Consider the following 17687-nt stretch of genomic DNA (forward strand, 5'->3'; position numbering starts at 1 on the left):
TCGTGCGCAGAGCTACTACGTACGCTGTACTGAGAAAGGGCCTGCCATGAGCGACCCGGTCATCGCCGTCCGCGGCGTGTGCAAGACGTTCGGCGCCACCCGCGCGCTGGACGGACTCGAACTCGACGTCCCGGAGGGGACGGTGTGCGGTCTGCTCGGTCCGAACGGGGCGGGGAAGAGCACGTTGGTGCGGATCCTGGCGACGCTGGTGCGGCCGGACCGGGGGGAGGCCCGGGTGTGCGGGCACGAGGTGCGGCGGGAGGCCGCGGCGGTGCGGCGGGCGATCGGGCTGGCGGGGCAGTACGCGGCGGTGGAGGAGGGGATCACCGGCCGCGAGAACCTCGAACTGCTCGGCCGGCTGCACCACTTGGGAGCCGGGCGGGCCCGGTGGCGGGCGGCGGAGCTGCTGGAGGAGTTCGGGCTCCAGGAGGCCGCGAACCGGCTGGTGCGCGGCTACTCGGGCGGGATGCGCCGCCGGCTGGACCTGGCGGCGAGCCTGATCACCCGGCCGAGGGTGCTGTTCCTGGACGAGCCGACCACCGGGCTCGACCCGCGCAGCCGGCGCGACATCTGGTCGGCGGTACGGGAGTTGGCCGCGCAGGGCACGACCGTCCTGCTGACCACGCAGTACCTGGACGAGGCCGACCGGCTGGCCGACCGGATCACCGTGCTGGACCGCGGGCGGGCCGTCGCCGACGACACCCCGCAGCGCCTCAAGGCCGCGATCGGCAGCCTGGTCGAAGTCACCCTGCCCGAGGACGCCGACCTGGAGCGCGCCCGCGCCGTGCTGGCCGTGCTCACCGGCGGCGTGCCCGCCGTGGACGCCGAGCGGCTGCGGGTCAGCGCCGTCTCCGACCCGGCCCGGCCGGTCGTCCTGCCGTACCTGGTACGGGAGTTGGACGCCGCCGGGGTGGTCGCGGTGGACGTCGCGGTGCGCACCCCCTCGCTGGACGACGTGTTCCTGGCGCTGACCGGTGCCGAGCAGAAGGCGGTGGCCGCATGAGCGCGCTGACGGTGCCCGTGGACGCCGCCGCCTCGGCGCGGCGGGTGCTGCTGGTCTACCGGCACTCGCCCGGGCTGCTGGCGTCCTCGCTGCTGGTGCCGGTGGCCATGGTCGGGGTGTTCGGGTACGTGTTCGGCAGCGCGATGAGCGTGCCGGGCGGCGGCTACCGGGAGTTCCTGATGCCCGGGCTGTTCGCGATGGTCGCGCTGAACGCCGTGATGCCGGCCATGGTCGGCGGCGCGCGGGACGCCGGGCGGGGGGTCACCGACCGGCTGCGGTCGATGTCGGTGTCGCGGCTGGGCCTGCTCACCGGGCAGGCGCTGGCCGATCTGCTGGTGGCCGCGGTGGTGCTGGCGCCGACCGCGCTGGTCGGGCTGGCGGCGGGCTGGCGGATCCGGCACGGTCTGGGCCCGGCGCTCGGCGCGTTCGGCCTGCTGCTGCTGTTCCGGTTCGCCTGCGGCTGGCTGGGTACCGCGCTCGGCCTGGCCGTCGGCAAGGAGGAGACGGCCGGCCAACTCGCCGCGCTGACCATCCCGTTGTCGATGCTCACCAGCGCGTTCGTGCCCACCGGCGGGATGCCCGGCTGGCTGGCCGCGATCGCCGAGTGGAACCCGGTGAGCGCCGTGGTGGAGGCGGGCCGGCAGCTGTTCGGCAACCCGTCCGCGCCCGGCGACGCCTGGCCCGCGCAGCACCCGGTGGCCGCCGCGCTCGGCTGGTGCGCGCTGCTGCTGGCCGTCGCGGTGCCGCTCGCGGTGCGGAACTTCGCCCGCTCCGGGCGCTGACGGATCGTCACGGCACGCGCGTTGCGCACTGGACAACGGGGCCGGTGCGGCAGAGGGTTGGGGCTCATGGAGTACACCCACCTCGGCCGCACCGGCCTGTCCGTCTCCCCGCTGTGCCTGGGCACCATGAACTTCGGCGTGCACACCGAAGAGGCCGACGCGCACCGGATCATGGACGCCGCGCACGGGCACGGCATCAACTTCTTCGACACCGCCAACGTCTACGGCTGGGGCGAGAACAAGGGCCTCACCGAGACCATCATCGGCAACTGGTTCGCCAAGGGCGGCGGCCGGCGCGAGAAGACCGTGATCGCCACCAAGCTGTACGGCGACATGGGCGACTGGCCCAACGAGGGCCGGCTCTCCGCGCTCAACATCCGCCGCGCCGTGGACGCCAGCCTGCGCCGCCTGCGCACCGACCACATCGACCTATACCAGATGCACCACATCGACCGGGCCACCCCCTGGGAAGAGATCTGGCAGGCCATGGAGGTGCTCACCCAGCAGGGCAAGATCATCTACGTCGGCTCGTCCAACTTCGCCGGCTGGCACCTCGCCCAGGCCCAGGAGACCGCCCGCGCCCGGCACTTCCTCGGCCTGACCAGCGAACAGTCGCTCTACAACCTGATCGAACGCACCGTCGAACTGGAGGTCGTCCCCGCCGCCCAGCACTACGGACTCGGCCTGATCGCCTGGTCGCCGCTGCACGGCGGCCTGCTCGGCGGCGTCCTGCGCAAGGAGCGCGAAGGCGTGCGCCGCACCCAGGGCCGGGCCGTCGACACCCTCAACGAACGCCGCGAGCAGATCCAGGCCTACGAGGACCTGTGCGACGAACTCGGCCACGAACCCGGCGACGTCGCCCTCGCCTGGCTGCGCACCCGTCCGGCCGTCACTGCGCCGATCGTCGGGCCCCGCACCGAGGAGCAACTCGCCGCCGCCGTACGGTCGTTGGACGTCGAGCTGGACGCGAAGACGCTGGCCCGGCTGGACGAGATCTTCCCCGGCCACCGCACCGCCCCCGAGCACTACGCCTGGTGACGGCCGGCATCAGTACCAGACCGTGCAGCCGCGCCGTTCCAGCAGCTCCACCAGCTGCCGGTCCGGCGCGGCCGGCGTCCACCGCAGATCCAGCTTCTCCAGCGCGGGCAGCTCGGCCAGCCACTGCGGCAGCGGGCCCAACGGGTTGGCGCGCAGGTCGAGTTCGCGCAGCAGCGGCAGCGCGGCGAGCGCGCGGGGGAGCGTGGTCAGGGCGTTGTCGCGCAGCTCCAGGCAGCGCAGCTCGCGCAGGGCGGACAGCGAACTCGGCAGCGAGGTGAGGGAGTTGCCTTCGAGGCGGAGCTCGCGCAGCCGGCCCAGGGCGCCGATCGTCTCCGGCAGGCGGGTCAACCTGCAGCGCTGCGCCCGGAGTTCCTGGAGGGCGGTCAAGTCGCCGATGGTGTCCGGGAGTTCGGCGAGCGGGTTGTCGCCGACGTTCAGGTAGCGCAGCCGGTGCAGGCGGCCGAGTGCGGCGGGCAGGCGGGTGAGCCGGTTGTCGTGCAGGTAGAGGAAGCCGTGGAGCCCGGTGAGGTCGCCGAGCCGGTCGGGGACGGCGGTGAGCGCGTTGTGGCCCAGGTCGAGGGTGCGCAGCGCGGTGAACCCGCCGATGGCGTCCGGGATTTCGGCGAGTTCGTTGTCGGCGAGGATGAGCACCTCGGCGTCGGTGTGCTGCCAGACGTGGTCGGGGACGGCGGTGAGGCCGGCCTTCCACAGGTTGACGACGGGTCCGGTCGGCCGAGCCGGGGGTGCTCCGGTCACGTCATGCTCCGTTCGCAGGGGTGCAGGGGAGCAATGATCGTCCCACGACGGGGAGTTGGCCGTCGCCGGGCGGGCCCGGTCGCCGCTGCCTGCCGCGATCGGCCCGGAACCGCCGGCGTGGGTGTCGGCCGCCGGTGCGGGCCTCGGGTGGTGCGTTCAGGCGGGATGTCGGCGGTGTCGCGGGCACGGGTGCGCGGCATCGGGATGTAAGTACGTCAGGATGACCGGGTGAAGCCGATCAGCCATGCGGTGCCCTACTACTCCCAGTGGGAGTCGCCCGACCTCGTGCCCGACATCCTGGACGGGACGCTGCGGGCCGCCGACGATCCGCTGTGGGAGCGGTCGGGCGCGGCCGACGAGAGCGAGTACGAGTACTGGTCGTGGCGGCTGTGCGGGATGGCCTGCCTGCGGATGGCCCTCGACCACTGGTGGGGCGTCGCCCCCGCGCCGGTCCGGCTGGCCGAGGAGTGCGAGCTCGCCGGTGCGTACGTCCGCCACCCCGACGGGCGGCTCGACGGGCTGATCCACGCGCCGTTCGCCGACTACGTCCGCGCCCGCTGGGGCCTGGACGCCCAGGCGGTCAGCCCGCTGCCCGTCGAGCGGCTGCCGGAGGAGCTCGCCCAGGGGGTGCTGCCGATGATCTCCGTCCATCCGGCGATCCGCACCCTCGCCCCCGAGGTGCCCCGGCCCGGCGGGCACCTGGTGCTGGCCGTCGGCGCGGACGACGACGCGCTGTACATCCACAACCCGTCCGGCTTCCCCGACGGCTCGCAGCGCGCCGCCCGGGTGCCCTGGGCGGACCTCGGCCGCTTCTACGCCGGGCGCGGCGTCCTGCTCGGCCCGCCGCCGTACTGAGGCTCCGCCGCTGTACTGAGGCTCCACCGCCGTACTGAGGCTCCGTCGCCGTGCTGAGACTCCGCCCCCGGGCGGGGGAGCGGAGCCGGCGCGGCGTCAGGAGGCGTTCGGCAGGCCGATCGGGGTGGTCGGGGGCAGGTCGGCGCGACAGGCGGTCGAGATGGGCCGCAGCGCGGTGGCGAGCTCGTCGAGCTCGGTGCGGTGGAAGTGCGTCCACACCCGGGCGGCGGCCAGGTCGGTGGCGGCCTCCAGGGCGAGGTGGCGGCGGCGGCCCTCGACGGTCAACGAGCCGTCGGGGGTGAGCCATTGGCGGTCGATCAGGCGGGCGGTGGCCTCGTCCCACTCGGTGTCGGTCCAGCCTCGGTGGGGTTGCAGGGTCTCCCGGCGGGTGTCCAGGGCGCAGCGGACCACCAGGGCCTCGCAGCCGTCGAGGCCCTCGGCGACCAGGGCGGCCACGTGGCCGTCGCCGCGGTGTTCGCGCAGCACGGTGGTGGCCTGCCAGAGGCGGGCGAGCCGGCCCTCGGGGTGGGGGAGGGCGGAGTTGGCGGCGGCGAGCACCCGGCCGGCGCAGTCCAGGCCCTCGACGGCGCGTTCCAGGAGCTCCACCGAGCGGTCGATCAGGTCGGGCTTGACGTCGGCGAGGACCCGTCCGAGGGCGCCGGTCGCACCCGACACCCGGGCCTGCAGGGCCTGTTCGGGGGTGGCGCGGCTCCAGAGTTCCGGCAGCGCCCGTTCCACCATCTGCGGGGCGAAGTTGAAGAACGCGGCGATCACCGGCGGCGCGTCCACCGCGCCCAGCGGGGCCGACCGTCCGCCGAAGTAGCCGCGCCAGTAGCCGCGCAGGCCCGCCGCCTCGTACGCGGCGCGGGCCTCGGGGGAGAAGTAGGTGAGCGCGTGGACGGGTTCGAACAGCCACCACAGGGCACGTGCGGGGTGGACGACCTGGGTCATCGGACGCCTTTCGATGAGGGGCGAACTGCGGGATTCCCACTGCTTCGTGAGCCTGCCAGAGCGGGTCGGCGGCGGGAAGGGAAGTTGTTTCGGGCGTGTGAACAGTTGTGGCGGGCCCTCGTGCGAGGGTCCGTCACTCGACCGGCGGCATGGCGAGCGGGTTGAGCGGCATCAGGGCCCGGCAGATCGCCGCGATCGGCTTCAAGTCGCCCACCAGGCGGTCGAGTTCGCTCGGCGAGAGGTCGTCCCAGACGCGGCCGGCGGCCAGGTCGGTGGCGGCCTCGACGGCGCGGTGGCGACTGCGGCCGAGCTCGGTGGGCGCGCCGTCCGCCGTCAGCCAGCCGCGCTCGGCCAGCCGCGCCGCGGCGGCGTCCCACTCCTCGTCGGTCCACCCGCGCATCGGCTGGAGCAGCGTGCGGTCGGCCTCCAGCGCGCAGTGCAGCACCGGCGCCTCGCAGCCGTCCAGCCCCGCCGCGACCAGGGCGGCCACGTGGCCGTCGCCGCGGTGCTCGCGCAGCAGGTTCGCGGCGTGCCACAGCCGCCCGTACGGGTCGGCGGGCGCGGGGAGCGCGGCGTTGGCGGACGCCAGGACCCGGCCGGCGCAGTCCAGTCGGGCCGCCGCCCGCTCCAGCGCGAACGCCGCCGCCTCGACCTGCGCGGGCGCCACCGGCTCCAGCAGCCGGGCCAGGGCCGCCGCCGAACTGTCGCCGCGGGCGGCCAGCGCCTGCCCCGGGCTCGCGTGCGTCCACGCCTCCGGCAGGGCCTGGCGCACCATGCGCGGGGCGAAGTTGAAGAACGCGGCGATCACCGGCGGCGCGTCCACCGCGCCGAGCGGGGCCGAGCGGGCGGCGAAGTACCCGCGCCAGCCGCCGCCCAGGCCGATCGCCTCGAAGGCCGCGCGGCTCTCCGGCTGGAGGAAGGTGACGGCGTACACCGGCTCGTAGAGCCGCCACAGGGCGCGGGCGAGGTGGACGGGTTCGGACATCGGGGCCTCCCACGAGGGTTTCGGGACGGTGCGGCTCCCCGTCCGTCCCCGTGCTGATGACCATGGCGGCGGCCCGCGTAACCCGGGCGGCGTGTGACGGCGGTCACCGGGCGGCCGGGGCGGGCGAAAGCCGGCGGGGCGACACGGGATGATGTGACCAGGTGCCCGGTTCCACGGCACCCCACCCCTCGCACGAAGGTAGTCGGTCATGGCGCAGATCAACCCCAGCATCCTGTCCGCGGACTTCGCCCGCCTCGCCGAGGAGGCCGAGGCGGTGCGCGGCGCGGACTGGCTGCACGTCGACGTGATGGACAACCATTTCGTCCCCAACCTGACGCTGGGCGTGCCGATCGTCGAGTCGCTGGCCCGGGCCACCAGCACCCCGCTCGACTGCCACCTGATGATCGAACTGCCCGACCGCTGGGCCCCGCAGTACGTGGAGGCCGGCGCCGGCTCCGTCACCTTCCACGTGGAGGCCGCCGCCGCGCCCGTCCGCCTCGCCCGCGAGATCCGCGCCAAGGGCGCCCGCGCGTCGATGGCGCTCAAGCCCGCCACCCCGATCGAGCCCTACGAGGACCTGCTGCCCGAGCTCGACATGCTGCTGATCATGACGGTGGAGCCCGGCTTCGGCGGCCAGGCCTTCCTCGACATCATGCTGCCCAAGATCCGCCGCACCCGGCAGCTGATCGACAAGCACGGCCTCGACCTGTGGCTCCAGGTGGACGGCGGCGTCGCGCCCGCCACCATCGAGGCCTGCGCGGAGGCCGGCGCGGACGTCTTCGTGGCCGGCTCGGCCGTCTACAACGCCGCCGACCCCGCCGAGGCGATCCGCGGCCTGCGGGCCCAGGCCGAGGCCGCGACGGCGGCGGCCGGGTGGGGCTGCCGCCACTGACCGGGGGCCGGGTGAGGGTGCCGCCGCCCACCGGTAGGACCGTCATACCCGGGTAGCCGTCGGCGAGTTGGCCCCCCGGTATGACGGCCCCGCGCCCGTTCCGCCCGTAGCGTCCCACCCGTGCCGGAGAAGGCGACGGGGGCGACAGCGAGGGGACGGACGATGAGCGGGCGAGGACGGGCGTTGGCCGCGGCGGTACTGGCGGCGACGGTGGCACTGGGGGTGGCCGGGGCGCCCGGCGCGGCGGCGGCGCAGGCCGCGCCCCGGGCGGTGGCGGCACTGCCGGCGCCCACCGGGCCGTACGCGGTCGGCACCACCAGCGTGCACCTGGTCGACCCGGGCCGGGAGGACCCGTGGCAGGCCGGGCGGCCGCGCGAACTGATGATCAGCCTCTGGTACCCGACCGCCCGGGCGCCGCTCGGCGGCGCGCAGGCGCCGTACATGACGCCCGACGCGGCCGCGCACTTCGGCAGCGCCGGGAGCGTCGGACAGCGCAACTACGGCTTCGAGCCCGACCGCACCGACTGGTCGGCCGTGCGCACCCGCGCCCGCCGCGACGCGCCCGCGCTGCCCGGCCCGGCCCGCCCGGTGGTGCTGTACTCGGCCGGACTCGGCGACCCGCGCACCTGGGGCACCGCGCTGGTGACCGACCTGGCCTCCCGCGGCTACCTGGTGGTGACCGTCGACCACACCTGGGAGGCCTCCGAAGTCGCCCTCCCCGGCGGCGAGTTGGCCGCCTCCGTGTTCCCCGCGCTGGCCGCCGACCCGAACCTCGACATCGGCGCGCTGCTGCGCAGGATGCTGCGCACCCGGGTCGACGACACCAGGTTCGTCCTCGACCAGCTGGCCCGCCTCAAGGCCTCCCGCACCCTGCCGCCCGGCGTCGCCGCCGCCCTCGACCTCGACCGGATCGGCATGGTCGGCCACTCCGGCGGCGGCTCCACCGCCCTCCAGGCCATGCACGACGACCCGCGCATCGACGCCGCCGTCAACATGGACGGGCAACTGCACTTCCCCGGCCCCGACGGGCACACCGGCGTGAGCCTGACCGACGTGGCCGAGCACGGCCTCGACCGCCCGTTCCTGCTGCTCGGCACCCGCAGCGACGACTCCGGCCCCCACCAGCAGCAGCCCGGCTGGGACGCCCTGTGGCGGCGCAGCACCGGCTGGCACGCCGACTTCACCCTCGAAGGCTCCCGGCACGGCTCCTACACCGACGCCGAGTCCCTGCTGCCGCAACTCGCCGAACAGGGCGCGATCACCCCCGAGGCGCTGCGCGGCGACATCGGCGACGTCCGGCCCGACCGGGCGGTGCTGGCGACCCGCACCTACGTCGCCGACTTCTTCGACCGCTGGCTGCGCGGCCGCGACGACCACCTGCTGGACGGGCCCTCGGCGGCCTTCCCCGAGATGGTGCACCAGCCCTGACCGGCCGGATCCCGGACGTCCGGATCCCGCCCCGCGCGGAGTGAAACCGCGCCGCGCCCGGACGGCGTCCCGTGTTTGCGCCCGGCGTTCTCGCCGGGCCTCGGGGATCACGGGGAAGTGGGGCAGGGGTGCGGGCGAAGGTGCGGTCGGTGGCGGAGGTCGACGGCGGGGGCGGGGAGCGGGCGACGGCGGTGCCGAGCCTCGGGCGGCGGCGCCTGCTCGGGGCGCTGGCCGTCACGGTGCTCGGCACCGGCGCGGTCGGCGCGGCGATGGTCGAGGACGTGCTGCCCGGGGGCGCCCGGCTGCGCCGTGCGCTCGGCCTGACCGGCGAGGACGGCACCGTGCCCGAGTTCGCGCCCGGGCGGGTGCGGACCGAGACCGAGCACTCCACCGCGCGCAGCCGCGACCTGCAGATCGTCGTCATGGACCCGCCCGGCGCGGACCGCGCCGAGCTGCCGGTCTGCCTGGCCCTGCACGGCCGGGGCGGCAACGCGACGAACTTCGTCGACCTCGGCGTCCCGCAGTTCCTGGCGGCCGCCGTCGCCGCCGGCGTCCCGCCGTTCCGGGTGGTCGCGGTGGACGGCGGCGACAGCTACTGGCACGCCCGCAGCCCCGCCGACGACCCGATGGCGATGCTCACCAACGAACTCCCCGGCTGGCTCGCCGCCCGGAAGCTGCCCGAACCCAGCCGCGTCCTGGGCATCTCGATGGGCGGCTCCGGGGCCCTCCAGTACGCCCGCAACTACCGGGGACGGCTCTCCGCGATCGCGCTGCTCAGCCCCGCGCTGTTCCGCAGCTGGGGCGACGCGCGCACCGTCGACGCCTACTACGACCGGGCCGACTGGCAGGCGGTCGAACCGCTCCAGCACCTCGGCGAGCTCGGCGACGTCGACCGGATCGGCGTCTGGTGCGGCACCGAGGACCCGTTCTGCCCGGCCGCCCGCCGACTCACCGGCACCCGCGGCGTCCGGGCGCACTTCCCGCGCGGCGAACACACCGGCGGGTTCTGGCGCCGCGTCATGCCGGACGCGGTGGCGCTGCTCGGGGCCCGCTGACGGGGTGGCGCTGCTCGGGGCTCGCCGGTGCGGTGGTGCCGCGTCATGCCGGACGCGGTGGCGCTGCTCGGGGCCCGCTGACGGGGTGGCGCTGCTCGGGGCCCGCCGGCGGGGCGGTGCCGCGTCATGCCGGACGCGGTGGCGATGCTCGGCGGGCCGGTCGAGGACGGCGGGCCGATACTGGCCGCCATGAGCAACCTCGATCTCAGGCCCGCCCCGGCGGTGTGCGGGCAGCAGGTGGCGAGCGGCCCCGTCAAGGAGCTGCTGACCGGGCGTCGGATGCCGCTCGGGGAGTCCACGGTGGTGCGGCGGCTGCTGCCGAGCCTGGGCCGGCGGATGGTCGGCGCCTGGTGCTTCGTCGACCACTACGGGCCCGACGACATCGCCGACGAGCCCGGCATGCAGGTGCCGCCGCACCCGCACATGGGCCTGCAGACCGTCAGCTGGCTGCACGAGGGCAGCGTCCTGCACCGCGACAGCCTCGGCAGCGTGCAGACCGTCCGCCCCCGTGAACTCGGGCTGATGACCTCCGGGCGGGCCATCTCGCACTCCGAGGAGTCGCCCCGCGCACACGCCCGCCTGCTGCACGGCGCCCAGCTCTGGGTGGCCCTGCCCGACGCCCACCGGCACACCGATCCCGCCTTCGAACACCACCCCGAGCTCCCCGTCGTCACCGCCGACGGCCTCACCGCCCACCTCATCCTCGGCACCCTCGACGGCGCGACCTCCCCCGGCACCGCGTACACCCCGCTGGCTGGCGCCGACCTCACGCTCCGTGAGGGCGCCGCCCACCGCCTGCCCGTCGAGGAGGGCTTCGAGTACGCGGCCCTCGCCATGTCCGGCAGCGCCGAGATCGACGACGTCCCGCTCGAACCCGGCTCGCTCCTCTACCTCGGCTGCGGCCGCCGCGAACTCCCCCTCCGCGCCCGCACCGACGCCACCGTCCTCCTCCTCGGCGGCGCGCCCTTCGAGGAACGCCTCGTCATGTGGTGGAACTTCATCGGCCGCACCCACGAGGAGATCGCCCGGGCCCGCACCGACTGGGAGACCGGCACCCGCTTCGGCGAGGTGCACGGCTACGACGGCGCCCGGCTGAGCGCCCCGGCGCTGCCCGACGGCCCGCTGAAGCCGCGGGGGCGGGTGCGCTGAGCTGCGGTACTTCGTACGGTTCGCGGACCGCTTCGACCCGGAGCAACCCCCGCGAGCGCGGGGCCGAGGGCGGAAGGGCGCGGCCGAGTTGGACGTCGGTGGAGCAACCCCCCGCGAGCGCGGGGCCGAGAGCCAGGCCGAGGCCCAGCCCGGAGACCTCGTGGAGCAAACCCCCCGCGAGCGCGGGGCCGAGAGCCTGCGCACGGCCGCCAGCACCATCAACAACCCCCGCGAGCGCGGGGCCGAGCTGGACGTGTGCTCTGCCTGGACCTCGCGCATGGAGCAACCCCCGCGAGCGCGGGGCCGAGCCCGCAGATCAGCGTGCAGATGGCGGCGAGGAGGAGCAACCCCCGCGAGCGCGGGGCCGAGCGGTGGGCGGGTTCATCGTGGATGCCTCAGGGGGAGCAACCCCCGCGAGCGCGGGGCCGAGCGGTGGGCGGGTTCATCGTGGATGCCTCAGGGGGAGCAACCCCCGCGAGCGCGGGGCCGAGACCGCACCCCGGCGGTAGCCGGAGGTGTCCAGGGAGCAACCCCCGCGAGCGCGGGGCCGAGGGGCCCGTATTCACCCGCTGGGCCGGGTTCGAGGAGCAACCCCCGCGAGCGCGGGGCCGAGCCGCCGCCGAGGACGAGTAGCGCGACAGCGAGGGAGCAACCCCCGCGAGCGCGGGGCCGAGCCCGACTACATCTGCGACGTCTGTGAGGACACGGAGCAACCCCCGCGAGCGCGGGGCCGAGGACTCCTCGACCCTGACGGCGCTGGCCGCGCAGGAGCAACCCCCGCGAGCGCGGGGCCGAGTGGCACTGGGCCGCGATGGAGCGGGACATCGCAGAGCAACCCCCGCGAGCGCGGGGCCGAGGCGCGGGTCGGACCGCCCGAGCACGGCATGACGGAGCAACCCCCGCGAGCGCGGGGCCGAGCGAAAGGCCCCGGGGTGACCGGGGCCTGCGGGGAGCAACCCCCGCGAGCGCGGGGCCGAGTCGTCGTCCCAGGCCCCGGGCGGGGCCCATCTGGAGCAACCCCCGCGAGCGCGGGGCCGAGTTGGGTGGTCAGTACCAGGCCCACTCCACGATGGAGCAACCCCCGCGAGCGCGGGGCCGAGCGGCCTGACGCTGCCCACCCCGGGCACCGCGCCGAGCAACCCCCGCGAGCGCGGGGCCGAGGTCAGCGTGACCGTCATGCTGGAGCCGTTGCTGGAGCAACCCCCGCGAGCGCGGGGCCGAGGCTTGGTGAGCTGGGGTGTTGTGGGTCAGGGGGCGGCGATTTTATTAGTTGGGTTCGGTGGTGAGGTGCGCATGGTCTGGGTGCTGTCCGAGAGTTGTCGGCGGGGTGTTCTACGCTGCGGAGCGTAGTGGATCGGGGACGTAAGGTGGGCGGGCTTGTGGGGAGTTGGGAGCTCTCGGGGGAGACGGCCGGGTGGCTGGGGGCGTTGTGGGGGAAGTCGGCGGGGAAGGCCGGGGGGACGGCGAATCTGCTGATTTCGCACATGCTGGACACGGCCGCAGTGGCCGAAGTGATGTGGGACGAGTACCTGCCGCCTGTGACGCGTCGGCGGCTGGATGCGGTGGTGGGTGGTCGGGGTCGGGGTCGGTTGCTGTTCGTGTGGTTGTGTGGTGTGCACGACCTGGGGAAGGCGACCCCGGCTTTCCAGTGCTTGGATGCGGCTGGTGCCGCAGCGGTGCGGGCGGCGGGGTTGGGGTGGAACGAGTACGCCGTCGGGGGAGGCAAGAAGTGGCGGCACGACCGGGCGGGTGGTCGGTTGCTGCGGAGGTTGCTTGCCGAAGCGGGCTGGTCGGAGGAGCAGACGGCTTGGGTGTGGCCGTTGGTGGCGGGGCATCACGGCACGTTTCCGACGGTGGGGGATCTGGCGCCGCCGAAGAAGAACGAGGAGTTCCAGGGGCGCGGGCCTGCCTGGCAGAGGGCCCAGGCGGTGTTGCTCGAGGTCTTCAGCCGGGAGGTCGGCTTCGGCGGCGAGTGTCCGCTGGCCGAGGTGCAGCCGTGTGAGGTGCCGCCTCGGGTGGTGCAGTTGCAGCTCTCGGGGTTCGTGGTGATGGCGGATTGGATCGCCAGCAACGAGCGGCACTTCCGCGGCATCGCCGATCTCGCGCAGGTCTCGCTGGAAGGAGCGCGCAAGCGGGCCAGGGCGGCCTGGTCGGCCCTGGAACTGCGCGGAGGGTGGGGGCAACTGGATGTGCCCGGGCCTGAGTTGTTCCAGGACAGGTTCGACGACGCCTCCAGGCAGTCGCAGCAGATGGTGTTGGATGCGGTGCGCCGGATGGGCGGGCCGGGGCTGGTGGTCATCGAGGCGCCGATGGGGGAGGGCAAGACGAAGGCGGCGCTCGCGGCGGCGGAGGTGCTGGCGGCCAGGAGTGGGGCGGACGGGGTGTTTCTGGGTATGCCGACCCAGGCGACGGCCGACCCGATGTTCACTCAAGTCCGTTGCTGGTTGGGGGACATCGACGGACGACTGGCCGACCAGGTGGCCCTGCTGCACGGCAAGCGGGTCTTCAACAAGGAGTGGCGTGCCCTCCTCGACGGCGCCGACGGCATCGACAGCTTCAGTGCGGACGACTGCTACGGCTCGGTCGGTGAGGACGAGTACGGGATGACCTGGTCGTTCGGAGAGGAGGAGCCCGAGCCACAGCGGCGCGGCCCTTCCGAGTGGTTCCTCGGACGCCGCCGCGGTCTGCTCAGCCCGTTCGCGGTCGGCACCGTGGACCAGCTCCTCCAAGCCGCGACCCGGACGAAGCACGTCATGCTGCGGATGGCCGGCCTGGTGGGCAAGGTGGTGATCCTGGACGAGGTGCACGCAGCGGACCTCTACATGTCCCAGTTCCTGCTGGAGGGCCTGCGCTGGCTCGGGCAGGCGGGCGTGCCCGTGCTCCTGCTGTCGGCGACGCTCCCGCCCGCGCAGCGCCGCGACTTGGTGACGGCGTACCTGGCCGGGGCGCAGTGCACCGAGACCCTGCCGGAGGTCGAACTCCCGCAACCTAAGGGCTATCCGAACGTGACGGCGGCATGGGTGGGCGAGGACGGTCCGGACCTGCTGGTGGACAGCACCGAGACCTGGCGGGAGGCCCTGGAGGTCGAGGTGCACGTCCTCGAAGAGCCGGTGGCCGATCCGAAGGGCGAGGATCCGTCGGGACCGGCTGCCGAGGCGGTTGCAGAGTACCTGCAGGACCAACTCGCCGACGGTGGTTGCGCCTTGGTCATCCGCAACACGGTCGACCGGGCCCAGCGCACCTTCGAGGCAGTGCGCGCGAAGTTCGGCGACCAGGAGGTGCACCTGCTGCACGGCCGACTCCACGCCGGCCACCGCGCGGACCGCACCGCGGCAGTGCTGCAGGCGCTCGGCAGGCGTGATGACGGCCGGCCGCGTCCCCAGCGGATGGTGGTCGTCGCCACGCAACTGGCTGAGCAGTCCTTCGACGTCGACGCGGACCTACTGGTCACGGACCTTGCACCGATCGACCTGCTGCTGCAGCGCATCGGCCGCCTGCACCGCCACGACGGCAACCCGCGTCCGCTCGGGCTCACGCACCCGACGGTCGTCGTGACGGGGCTGCGCCAGGCAGGCGACGGAGTCCCGTGGCTGCTCCGAGCCTCAGAGAGGATCTACGGCCGCTACCCGCTGCTCCGTACGGCGGCCGAGGTGATCAAGGCCGACGGCGGCAAGTGGAGCATTCCGGGCCACGTCCCGGAGCTGGTCGCTCAGGTCTACGGCAGCGGCCGGATCGTCCCGTCGGAGTGGGCCGAGGAGGAGTCGACGGCGCGGAAGGCCTGGAACGAGAACCGGTCCGAGCGCCGGGAGGCAGCCGCGCCGTACCTGCTCGCCCGGGTCGGCGAGCACGGGCAGCCGACCCTGGAGGGCCTGCACTACGGAGGCCGGGGCGTGCTGCGCGACGGGCAGATGGAGGCCCTGGTCAGGGACGGCGATCCGAGTGTGGAAGTGATCCTGGTCCGCAGGGTCGGTGGGGGCTACCGGGCGATGACCGGCCGGGCGCTGGGCCCGAACGGTGAGACCGCGGCCGAGCTGCTGGACGACGTACTCACCGGTACCGTCCGACTGCCGGCCGGGCTCACCGCAGTGGTGGAACAGCACGCTCTCGGCCCGCTACCGGGCTGGCGCGACCATCCGTGGCTTCGCTACGGCAAAGCGCTGGAGTTGGACGAGCAGGACGAGGCGAGGCTCGGCGGCTGCAGGCTCCGGTACGACGACCGGCTCGGGCTGGTCGTGACCGGCCGCCCGTAAATGGCGCGAGGGTGGACAGGGAGAACCCTGCCCACCCCAACCCCGCGGGCGCGGGGCCTACTTGGTGCCGCCCAGGGCGCTCAAACACGACCAGGGGCCATCCCCGCGACCAGTTCCGCAGGGGCAAGCGGCAATTGAAGCATTTGCCGCACAAGCAGACGAGCGGAGTGCCAGGATGGCCTCAACGCCCCGACTAAACATGACCAGTTGGGAGATCTGCTGTTGCTCGAATACAACCTGGTGGACGAGCCGTGGTTGGCCTTGCGCCCGCTCGACGGCGGCCCGCCCGTTCACCTGGGAATCGCCGAAGCGCTGACGCGGGCGCACGAGTTCGACGGCTTGTCCGTCGACTTCGCCACGCAGCTCCCCGCCGTGCTGCGCCAAGTGCTCCTGCCCGTGGTCGTGGCCGCACTGGGGGCGCCGGCGACGGCGGCGGCGCAGGGTGAGCGCCTGGCCCGGGGAGGGTTCGGCGCCCAGGAGAGGGAAGACCTGCTCGCGTACCTGGCCGAACACCGGGCGCGCTTCGAGCTCTTCGACGAGGTGGCGCCCTTCGCCCAGGTGGCCGGTCTGCGGACGGCGAAGGACGAGACCAAGGGGGCGGCCGCCCTGGTGGCCACTGCGGCGAGCGGCAACAACGTCCCGCTGTTCGCCAGTCGTTCGGATGCCGACCCGCTCGACCTGACGCCCGCTCAGGCGGCCCATTGGCTCCTGCACACCCACTGCTGGGACACCGCCGCGATCAAGACCGGCGTCCTCGGGGACGACAAGGCGAAGGCGGGCAAGACCACCGGCAACCCGACCGGCCCCCTCGGGCAACTCGGCGTGATCGTCCCGATGGGACGCACCCTGTACGAGACGCTGCAACTGAACATCCCGCTCATGGCGGCCGCGAACCTCGGCAAGCCCCAGTGGGAACGCACTCCGGGCAGCCCCGCCTGGGAGCAGCGGCCCGTCGCGGGCCTGCTCGACCTGTGGACCTGGCAGGCGCGGCGCGTCCGCCTGGTCCCGGAGCAGGACGGGGCGGGAGGGACGAAGGTGACCCGCGTCGTGATCAGCGCCGGTGACCGGCTCGCCGCGCCGCCGGAGTGGGAGCCCCACACCGCCTGGGCGTTCACCCCGTCGGCGAAGAAGACACCGAACCGGGCGCCCGAGCGCCGACCGCGCCGCCACGCGCCGGGCAAGGCCGCCTGGCGCGGGCTCGACGCGCTGCTTGCGCCCGTCCGTCAGAACGACGAGGGCGTCTTCGAGACCAGCGTGCTGCTCGACCGGATCGGCGCCCTGCAGGAGGACGGCAGGCTACCCGCCGACTACCCGCTGCGGGTCGAAACCTTCGGCATGGTGTACGGCACGCAGTCCGCAGTGGTCGAGGACGTCGTCCACGACGCCATCCCCCTTCCGCTGCTCGCTCTCCACGGGGACAGCGGGACGCGGTTGTTCCTGCTGGACGTCGCGGAACAGGCCGAGCAACTCGCCCGGGCCCTCAACAACCTCTCCGCGGACCTGCGCCGCGCGGCCGGGGCCGAGCCCATTCCGTGGGACCGGGGGCAGCGACCCGGTGAACTGCTGCTGCACGTCCTCGACGGCCTGGTCCGCCGGGTGCTGGCCGGGGTCCGGTCTGCGGGCGGGGACGAGGAGCTGCTGGAGCGCGGCCGCTTCGCCTGGGAGGAGGCGGCGGCCTGGCGGACCTGGGAGCACGCGGACGCCCTGCTCGCGGCGGCCCCCGCCACTACGTTCGCCGGGCGCACCGTCACCCAGGCGGGCAAGCAGGGCAAGGCCCACGCCTTCTCGCTCGGCACGGCGGCCGACAGCTTCAGCCGCGAGGTCGCCCGCATCCTCCCGCGCCACGCGCACACCGCCCGCAACGCCGTACGGGACTGGTCCGGCGCGCCCGAAGAACCTGTGAAAACCCCTTCTGGAGCCCACGTTGACGACTGATCGAGCCGTGACCCCACAGCGGTACTGGGGCAAGTACACCGCCCCCGACCACGGCTGGCGGATCGATCCCCGTTCCGGACAGCCGCGCCGGCCGCCCGGCGGAGAACTGGCCGCCCTGCGTTCCGGACTCGGACGGCCGGTGATGGACAGCCCGAAGATGTGGCCGCACTACAGCACCGAGGTCGACGACGTGCTGGCGCTGCGGGACCGGGTCTCCGACGAGCAGCAGGCCGAGCACGCCGCGCTCGCCCTCTACGGCCTGCACCAGCAGGGTCAGAGCAGGCCGATGCACCGCAGCGGCGTCAAACTCGGCCGGGCGCTGCGCGAACTGCGCCGCGACGGCAAGTACAGCGACTACGCACTGGACGCCCGAGTCGCCCAACTAGCCGCCGCGACGAGCGTTTCCGCCCTCCTGGTCCACCTGCGCGGCCTGATCACCCAACTGCGGACGATCGGCCAGCCCCTCGACTACGACCACCTGATGGCCGACATCCGTGCCTGGCACCAGCCCGAACAGCGCCCCCACGTCCGGCTCAAGTGGGCGCTGGGCTACCGGGCATGGCAGAACAAGTCCCCTGACGCCGACGAGTGACCGTCCTCGGCAACCG

Annotated in this window: 14 protein-coding genes and 1 CRISPR repeat array; of the genes, 11 read left to right on the forward strand and 3 right to left on the reverse strand. The window is 74.1% G+C overall.

Annotated elements, in window-relative coordinates; all coding sequences use genetic code 11:
- Positions 1 to 46: 46 nt before the first annotated feature.
- The 3 genes from ACWEMJ_RS03250 to ACWEMJ_RS03260 all read left to right on the forward strand — a co-directional run bounded on the left by ACWEMJ_RS03250 (position 47) and on the right by ACWEMJ_RS03260 (position 2823).
- A complete protein-coding gene (locus ACWEMJ_RS03250; RefSeq protein ID WP_452135216.1) occupies positions 47 to 1003 on the forward strand; it encodes an ATP-binding cassette domain-containing protein in 957 nt (318 codons plus the stop codon).
- The gene (locus ACWEMJ_RS03255) at positions 1000 to 1785 is read left to right on the forward strand and encodes an ABC transporter permease (RefSeq protein ID WP_452135217.1); all 786 of its coding nucleotides are present in this window, start codon (positions 1000 to 1002) and stop codon (positions 1783 to 1785) included. The genes ACWEMJ_RS03250 and ACWEMJ_RS03255 overlap by 4 nt, the downstream gene beginning before the upstream one ends.
- Before the next feature lie 66 nt (positions 1786 to 1851).
- A complete protein-coding gene (locus tag ACWEMJ_RS03260) occupies positions 1852 to 2823 on the forward strand; it encodes an aldo/keto reductase (protein ID WP_452135218.1) in 972 nt (323 codons plus the stop codon).
- 9 nt (positions 2824 to 2832) lie between these two features.
- Here the strand turns inward: ACWEMJ_RS03260 and ACWEMJ_RS03265 are convergent, their stop codons facing one another.
- Positions 2833 to 3579, reverse strand: coding sequence for a leucine-rich repeat domain-containing protein (locus ACWEMJ_RS03265; RefSeq protein ID WP_452135219.1), 747 nt, complete (start codon positions 3577 to 3579; stop codon positions 2833 to 2835).
- 228 nt (positions 3580 to 3807) lie between these two features.
- Between ACWEMJ_RS03265 and ACWEMJ_RS03270 the strand changes: the two genes are divergently transcribed.
- A complete protein-coding gene (locus tag ACWEMJ_RS03270) occupies positions 3808 to 4434 on the forward strand; it encodes a C39 family peptidase (RefSeq protein ID WP_452135220.1) in 627 nt (208 codons plus the stop codon).
- Positions 4435 to 4530: 96 nt separating this feature from the next.
- Here the strand turns inward: ACWEMJ_RS03270 and ACWEMJ_RS03275 are convergent, their stop codons facing one another.
- Together ACWEMJ_RS03275 and ACWEMJ_RS03280 are read right to left on the reverse strand one after the other, a co-directional pair.
- Positions 4531 to 5385: an SCO6745 family protein gene (locus tag ACWEMJ_RS03275; RefSeq protein ID WP_452135221.1), complete on the reverse strand. Its 855-nt coding sequence runs from the start codon at positions 5383 to 5385 to the stop codon at positions 4531 to 4533.
- Positions 5386 to 5518: 133 nt separating this feature from the next.
- Complete coding sequence (locus ACWEMJ_RS03280) at positions 5519 to 6370, reverse strand: SCO6745 family protein (RefSeq protein WP_452135222.1); 852 nt, start codon at positions 6368 to 6370, stop codon at positions 5519 to 5521.
- Positions 6371 to 6578: 208 nt separating this feature from the next.
- Between ACWEMJ_RS03280 and rpe the strand changes: the two genes are divergently transcribed.
- The 7 genes from rpe to casB all read left to right on the forward strand — a co-directional run bounded on the left by rpe (position 6579) and on the right by casB (position 17671).
- Positions 6579 to 7262, forward strand: coding sequence for a ribulose-phosphate 3-epimerase (rpe, locus tag ACWEMJ_RS03285; RefSeq protein WP_452135223.1), 684 nt, complete (start codon positions 6579 to 6581; stop codon positions 7260 to 7262).
- A 162-nt stretch (positions 7263 to 7424) separates the two neighbouring features.
- A complete protein-coding gene (locus ACWEMJ_RS03290) occupies positions 7425 to 8690 on the forward strand; it encodes an alpha/beta hydrolase family protein (RefSeq protein ID WP_452135224.1) in 1266 nt (421 codons plus the stop codon).
- Between the two features lie 149 nt (positions 8691 to 8839).
- Positions 8840 to 9745, forward strand: a complete 906-nt coding sequence (locus ACWEMJ_RS03295) for an alpha/beta hydrolase (protein ID WP_452135225.1) — start codon at positions 8840 to 8842, stop codon at positions 9743 to 9745.
- 189 nt (positions 9746 to 9934) lie between these two features.
- Positions 9935 to 10894 (forward strand): pirin family protein, encoded by a 960-nt coding sequence (locus ACWEMJ_RS03300; RefSeq protein ID WP_452135314.1) that lies wholly within the window; start codon positions 9935 to 9937, stop codon positions 10892 to 10894.
- Positions 10895 to 10934: 40 nt separating this feature from the next.
- Positions 10935 to 12116: a CRISPR direct-repeat array (repeat unit 28 nt; unit sequence GAGCAACCCCCGCGAGCGCGGGGCCGAG).
- 157 nt (positions 12117 to 12273) lie between these two features.
- A complete protein-coding gene (gene cas3, locus ACWEMJ_RS03305; RefSeq protein WP_452135226.1) occupies positions 12274 to 15144 on the forward strand; it encodes a CRISPR-associated helicase Cas3' in 2871 nt (956 codons plus the stop codon).
- Between the two features lie 207 nt (positions 15145 to 15351).
- Positions 15352 to 17079 carry a type I-E CRISPR-associated protein Cse1/CasA gene (gene casA, locus ACWEMJ_RS03310; protein ID WP_452135227.1) on the forward strand — a complete coding sequence of 576 codons (1728 nt, stop codon included), beginning with the start codon at positions 15352 to 15354 and terminating at the stop codon, positions 17077 to 17079.
- A gap of 7 nt (positions 17080 to 17086) precedes the next feature.
- Positions 17087 to 17671: a type I-E CRISPR-associated protein Cse2/CasB gene (casB, locus tag ACWEMJ_RS03315; protein ID WP_452135228.1), complete on the forward strand. Its 585-nt coding sequence runs from the start codon at positions 17087 to 17089 to the stop codon at positions 17669 to 17671.
- The last annotated feature ends 16 nt before the right edge of the window (positions 17672 to 17687 follow it).

This window comes from Kitasatospora sp. NPDC004531, from assembly GCF_053602195.1.

What these genes read in the sequence shown, in the direction of transcription:
- ACWEMJ_RS03250 (WP_452135216.1), top strand. Translation starts at nt 47, where the DNA reads ATGAGCGACCCGGTCATCGCCGTCCGCGGCGTGTGCAAGACGTTCGGC.
- ACWEMJ_RS03255 (WP_452135217.1), top strand. Translation starts at nt 1,000, where the DNA reads ATGAGCGCGCTGACGGTGCCCGTGGACGCCGCCGCCTCGGCGCGGCGG.
- ACWEMJ_RS03260 (WP_452135218.1), top strand. Translation starts at nt 1,852, where the DNA reads ATGGAGTACACCCACCTCGGCCGCACCGGCCTGTCCGTCTCCCCGCTG.
- ACWEMJ_RS03275 (WP_452135221.1), bottom strand. Translation starts at nt 5,385, where the DNA reads ATGACCCAGGTCGTCCACCCCGCACGTGCCCTGTGGTGGCTGTTCGAA.
- ACWEMJ_RS03280 (WP_452135222.1), bottom strand. Translation starts at nt 6,370, where the DNA reads ATGTCCGAACCCGTCCACCTCGCCCGCGCCCTGTGGCGGCTCTACGAG.
- rpe (WP_452135223.1), top strand. Translation starts at nt 6,579, where the DNA reads ATGGCGCAGATCAACCCCAGCATCCTGTCCGCGGACTTCGCCCGCCTC.
- ACWEMJ_RS03290 (WP_452135224.1), top strand. Translation starts at nt 7,425, where the DNA reads ATGAGCGGGCGAGGACGGGCGTTGGCCGCGGCGGTACTGGCGGCGACG.
- ACWEMJ_RS03300 (WP_452135314.1), top strand. Translation starts at nt 9,935, where the DNA reads ATGAGCAACCTCGATCTCAGGCCCGCCCCGGCGGTGTGCGGGCAGCAG.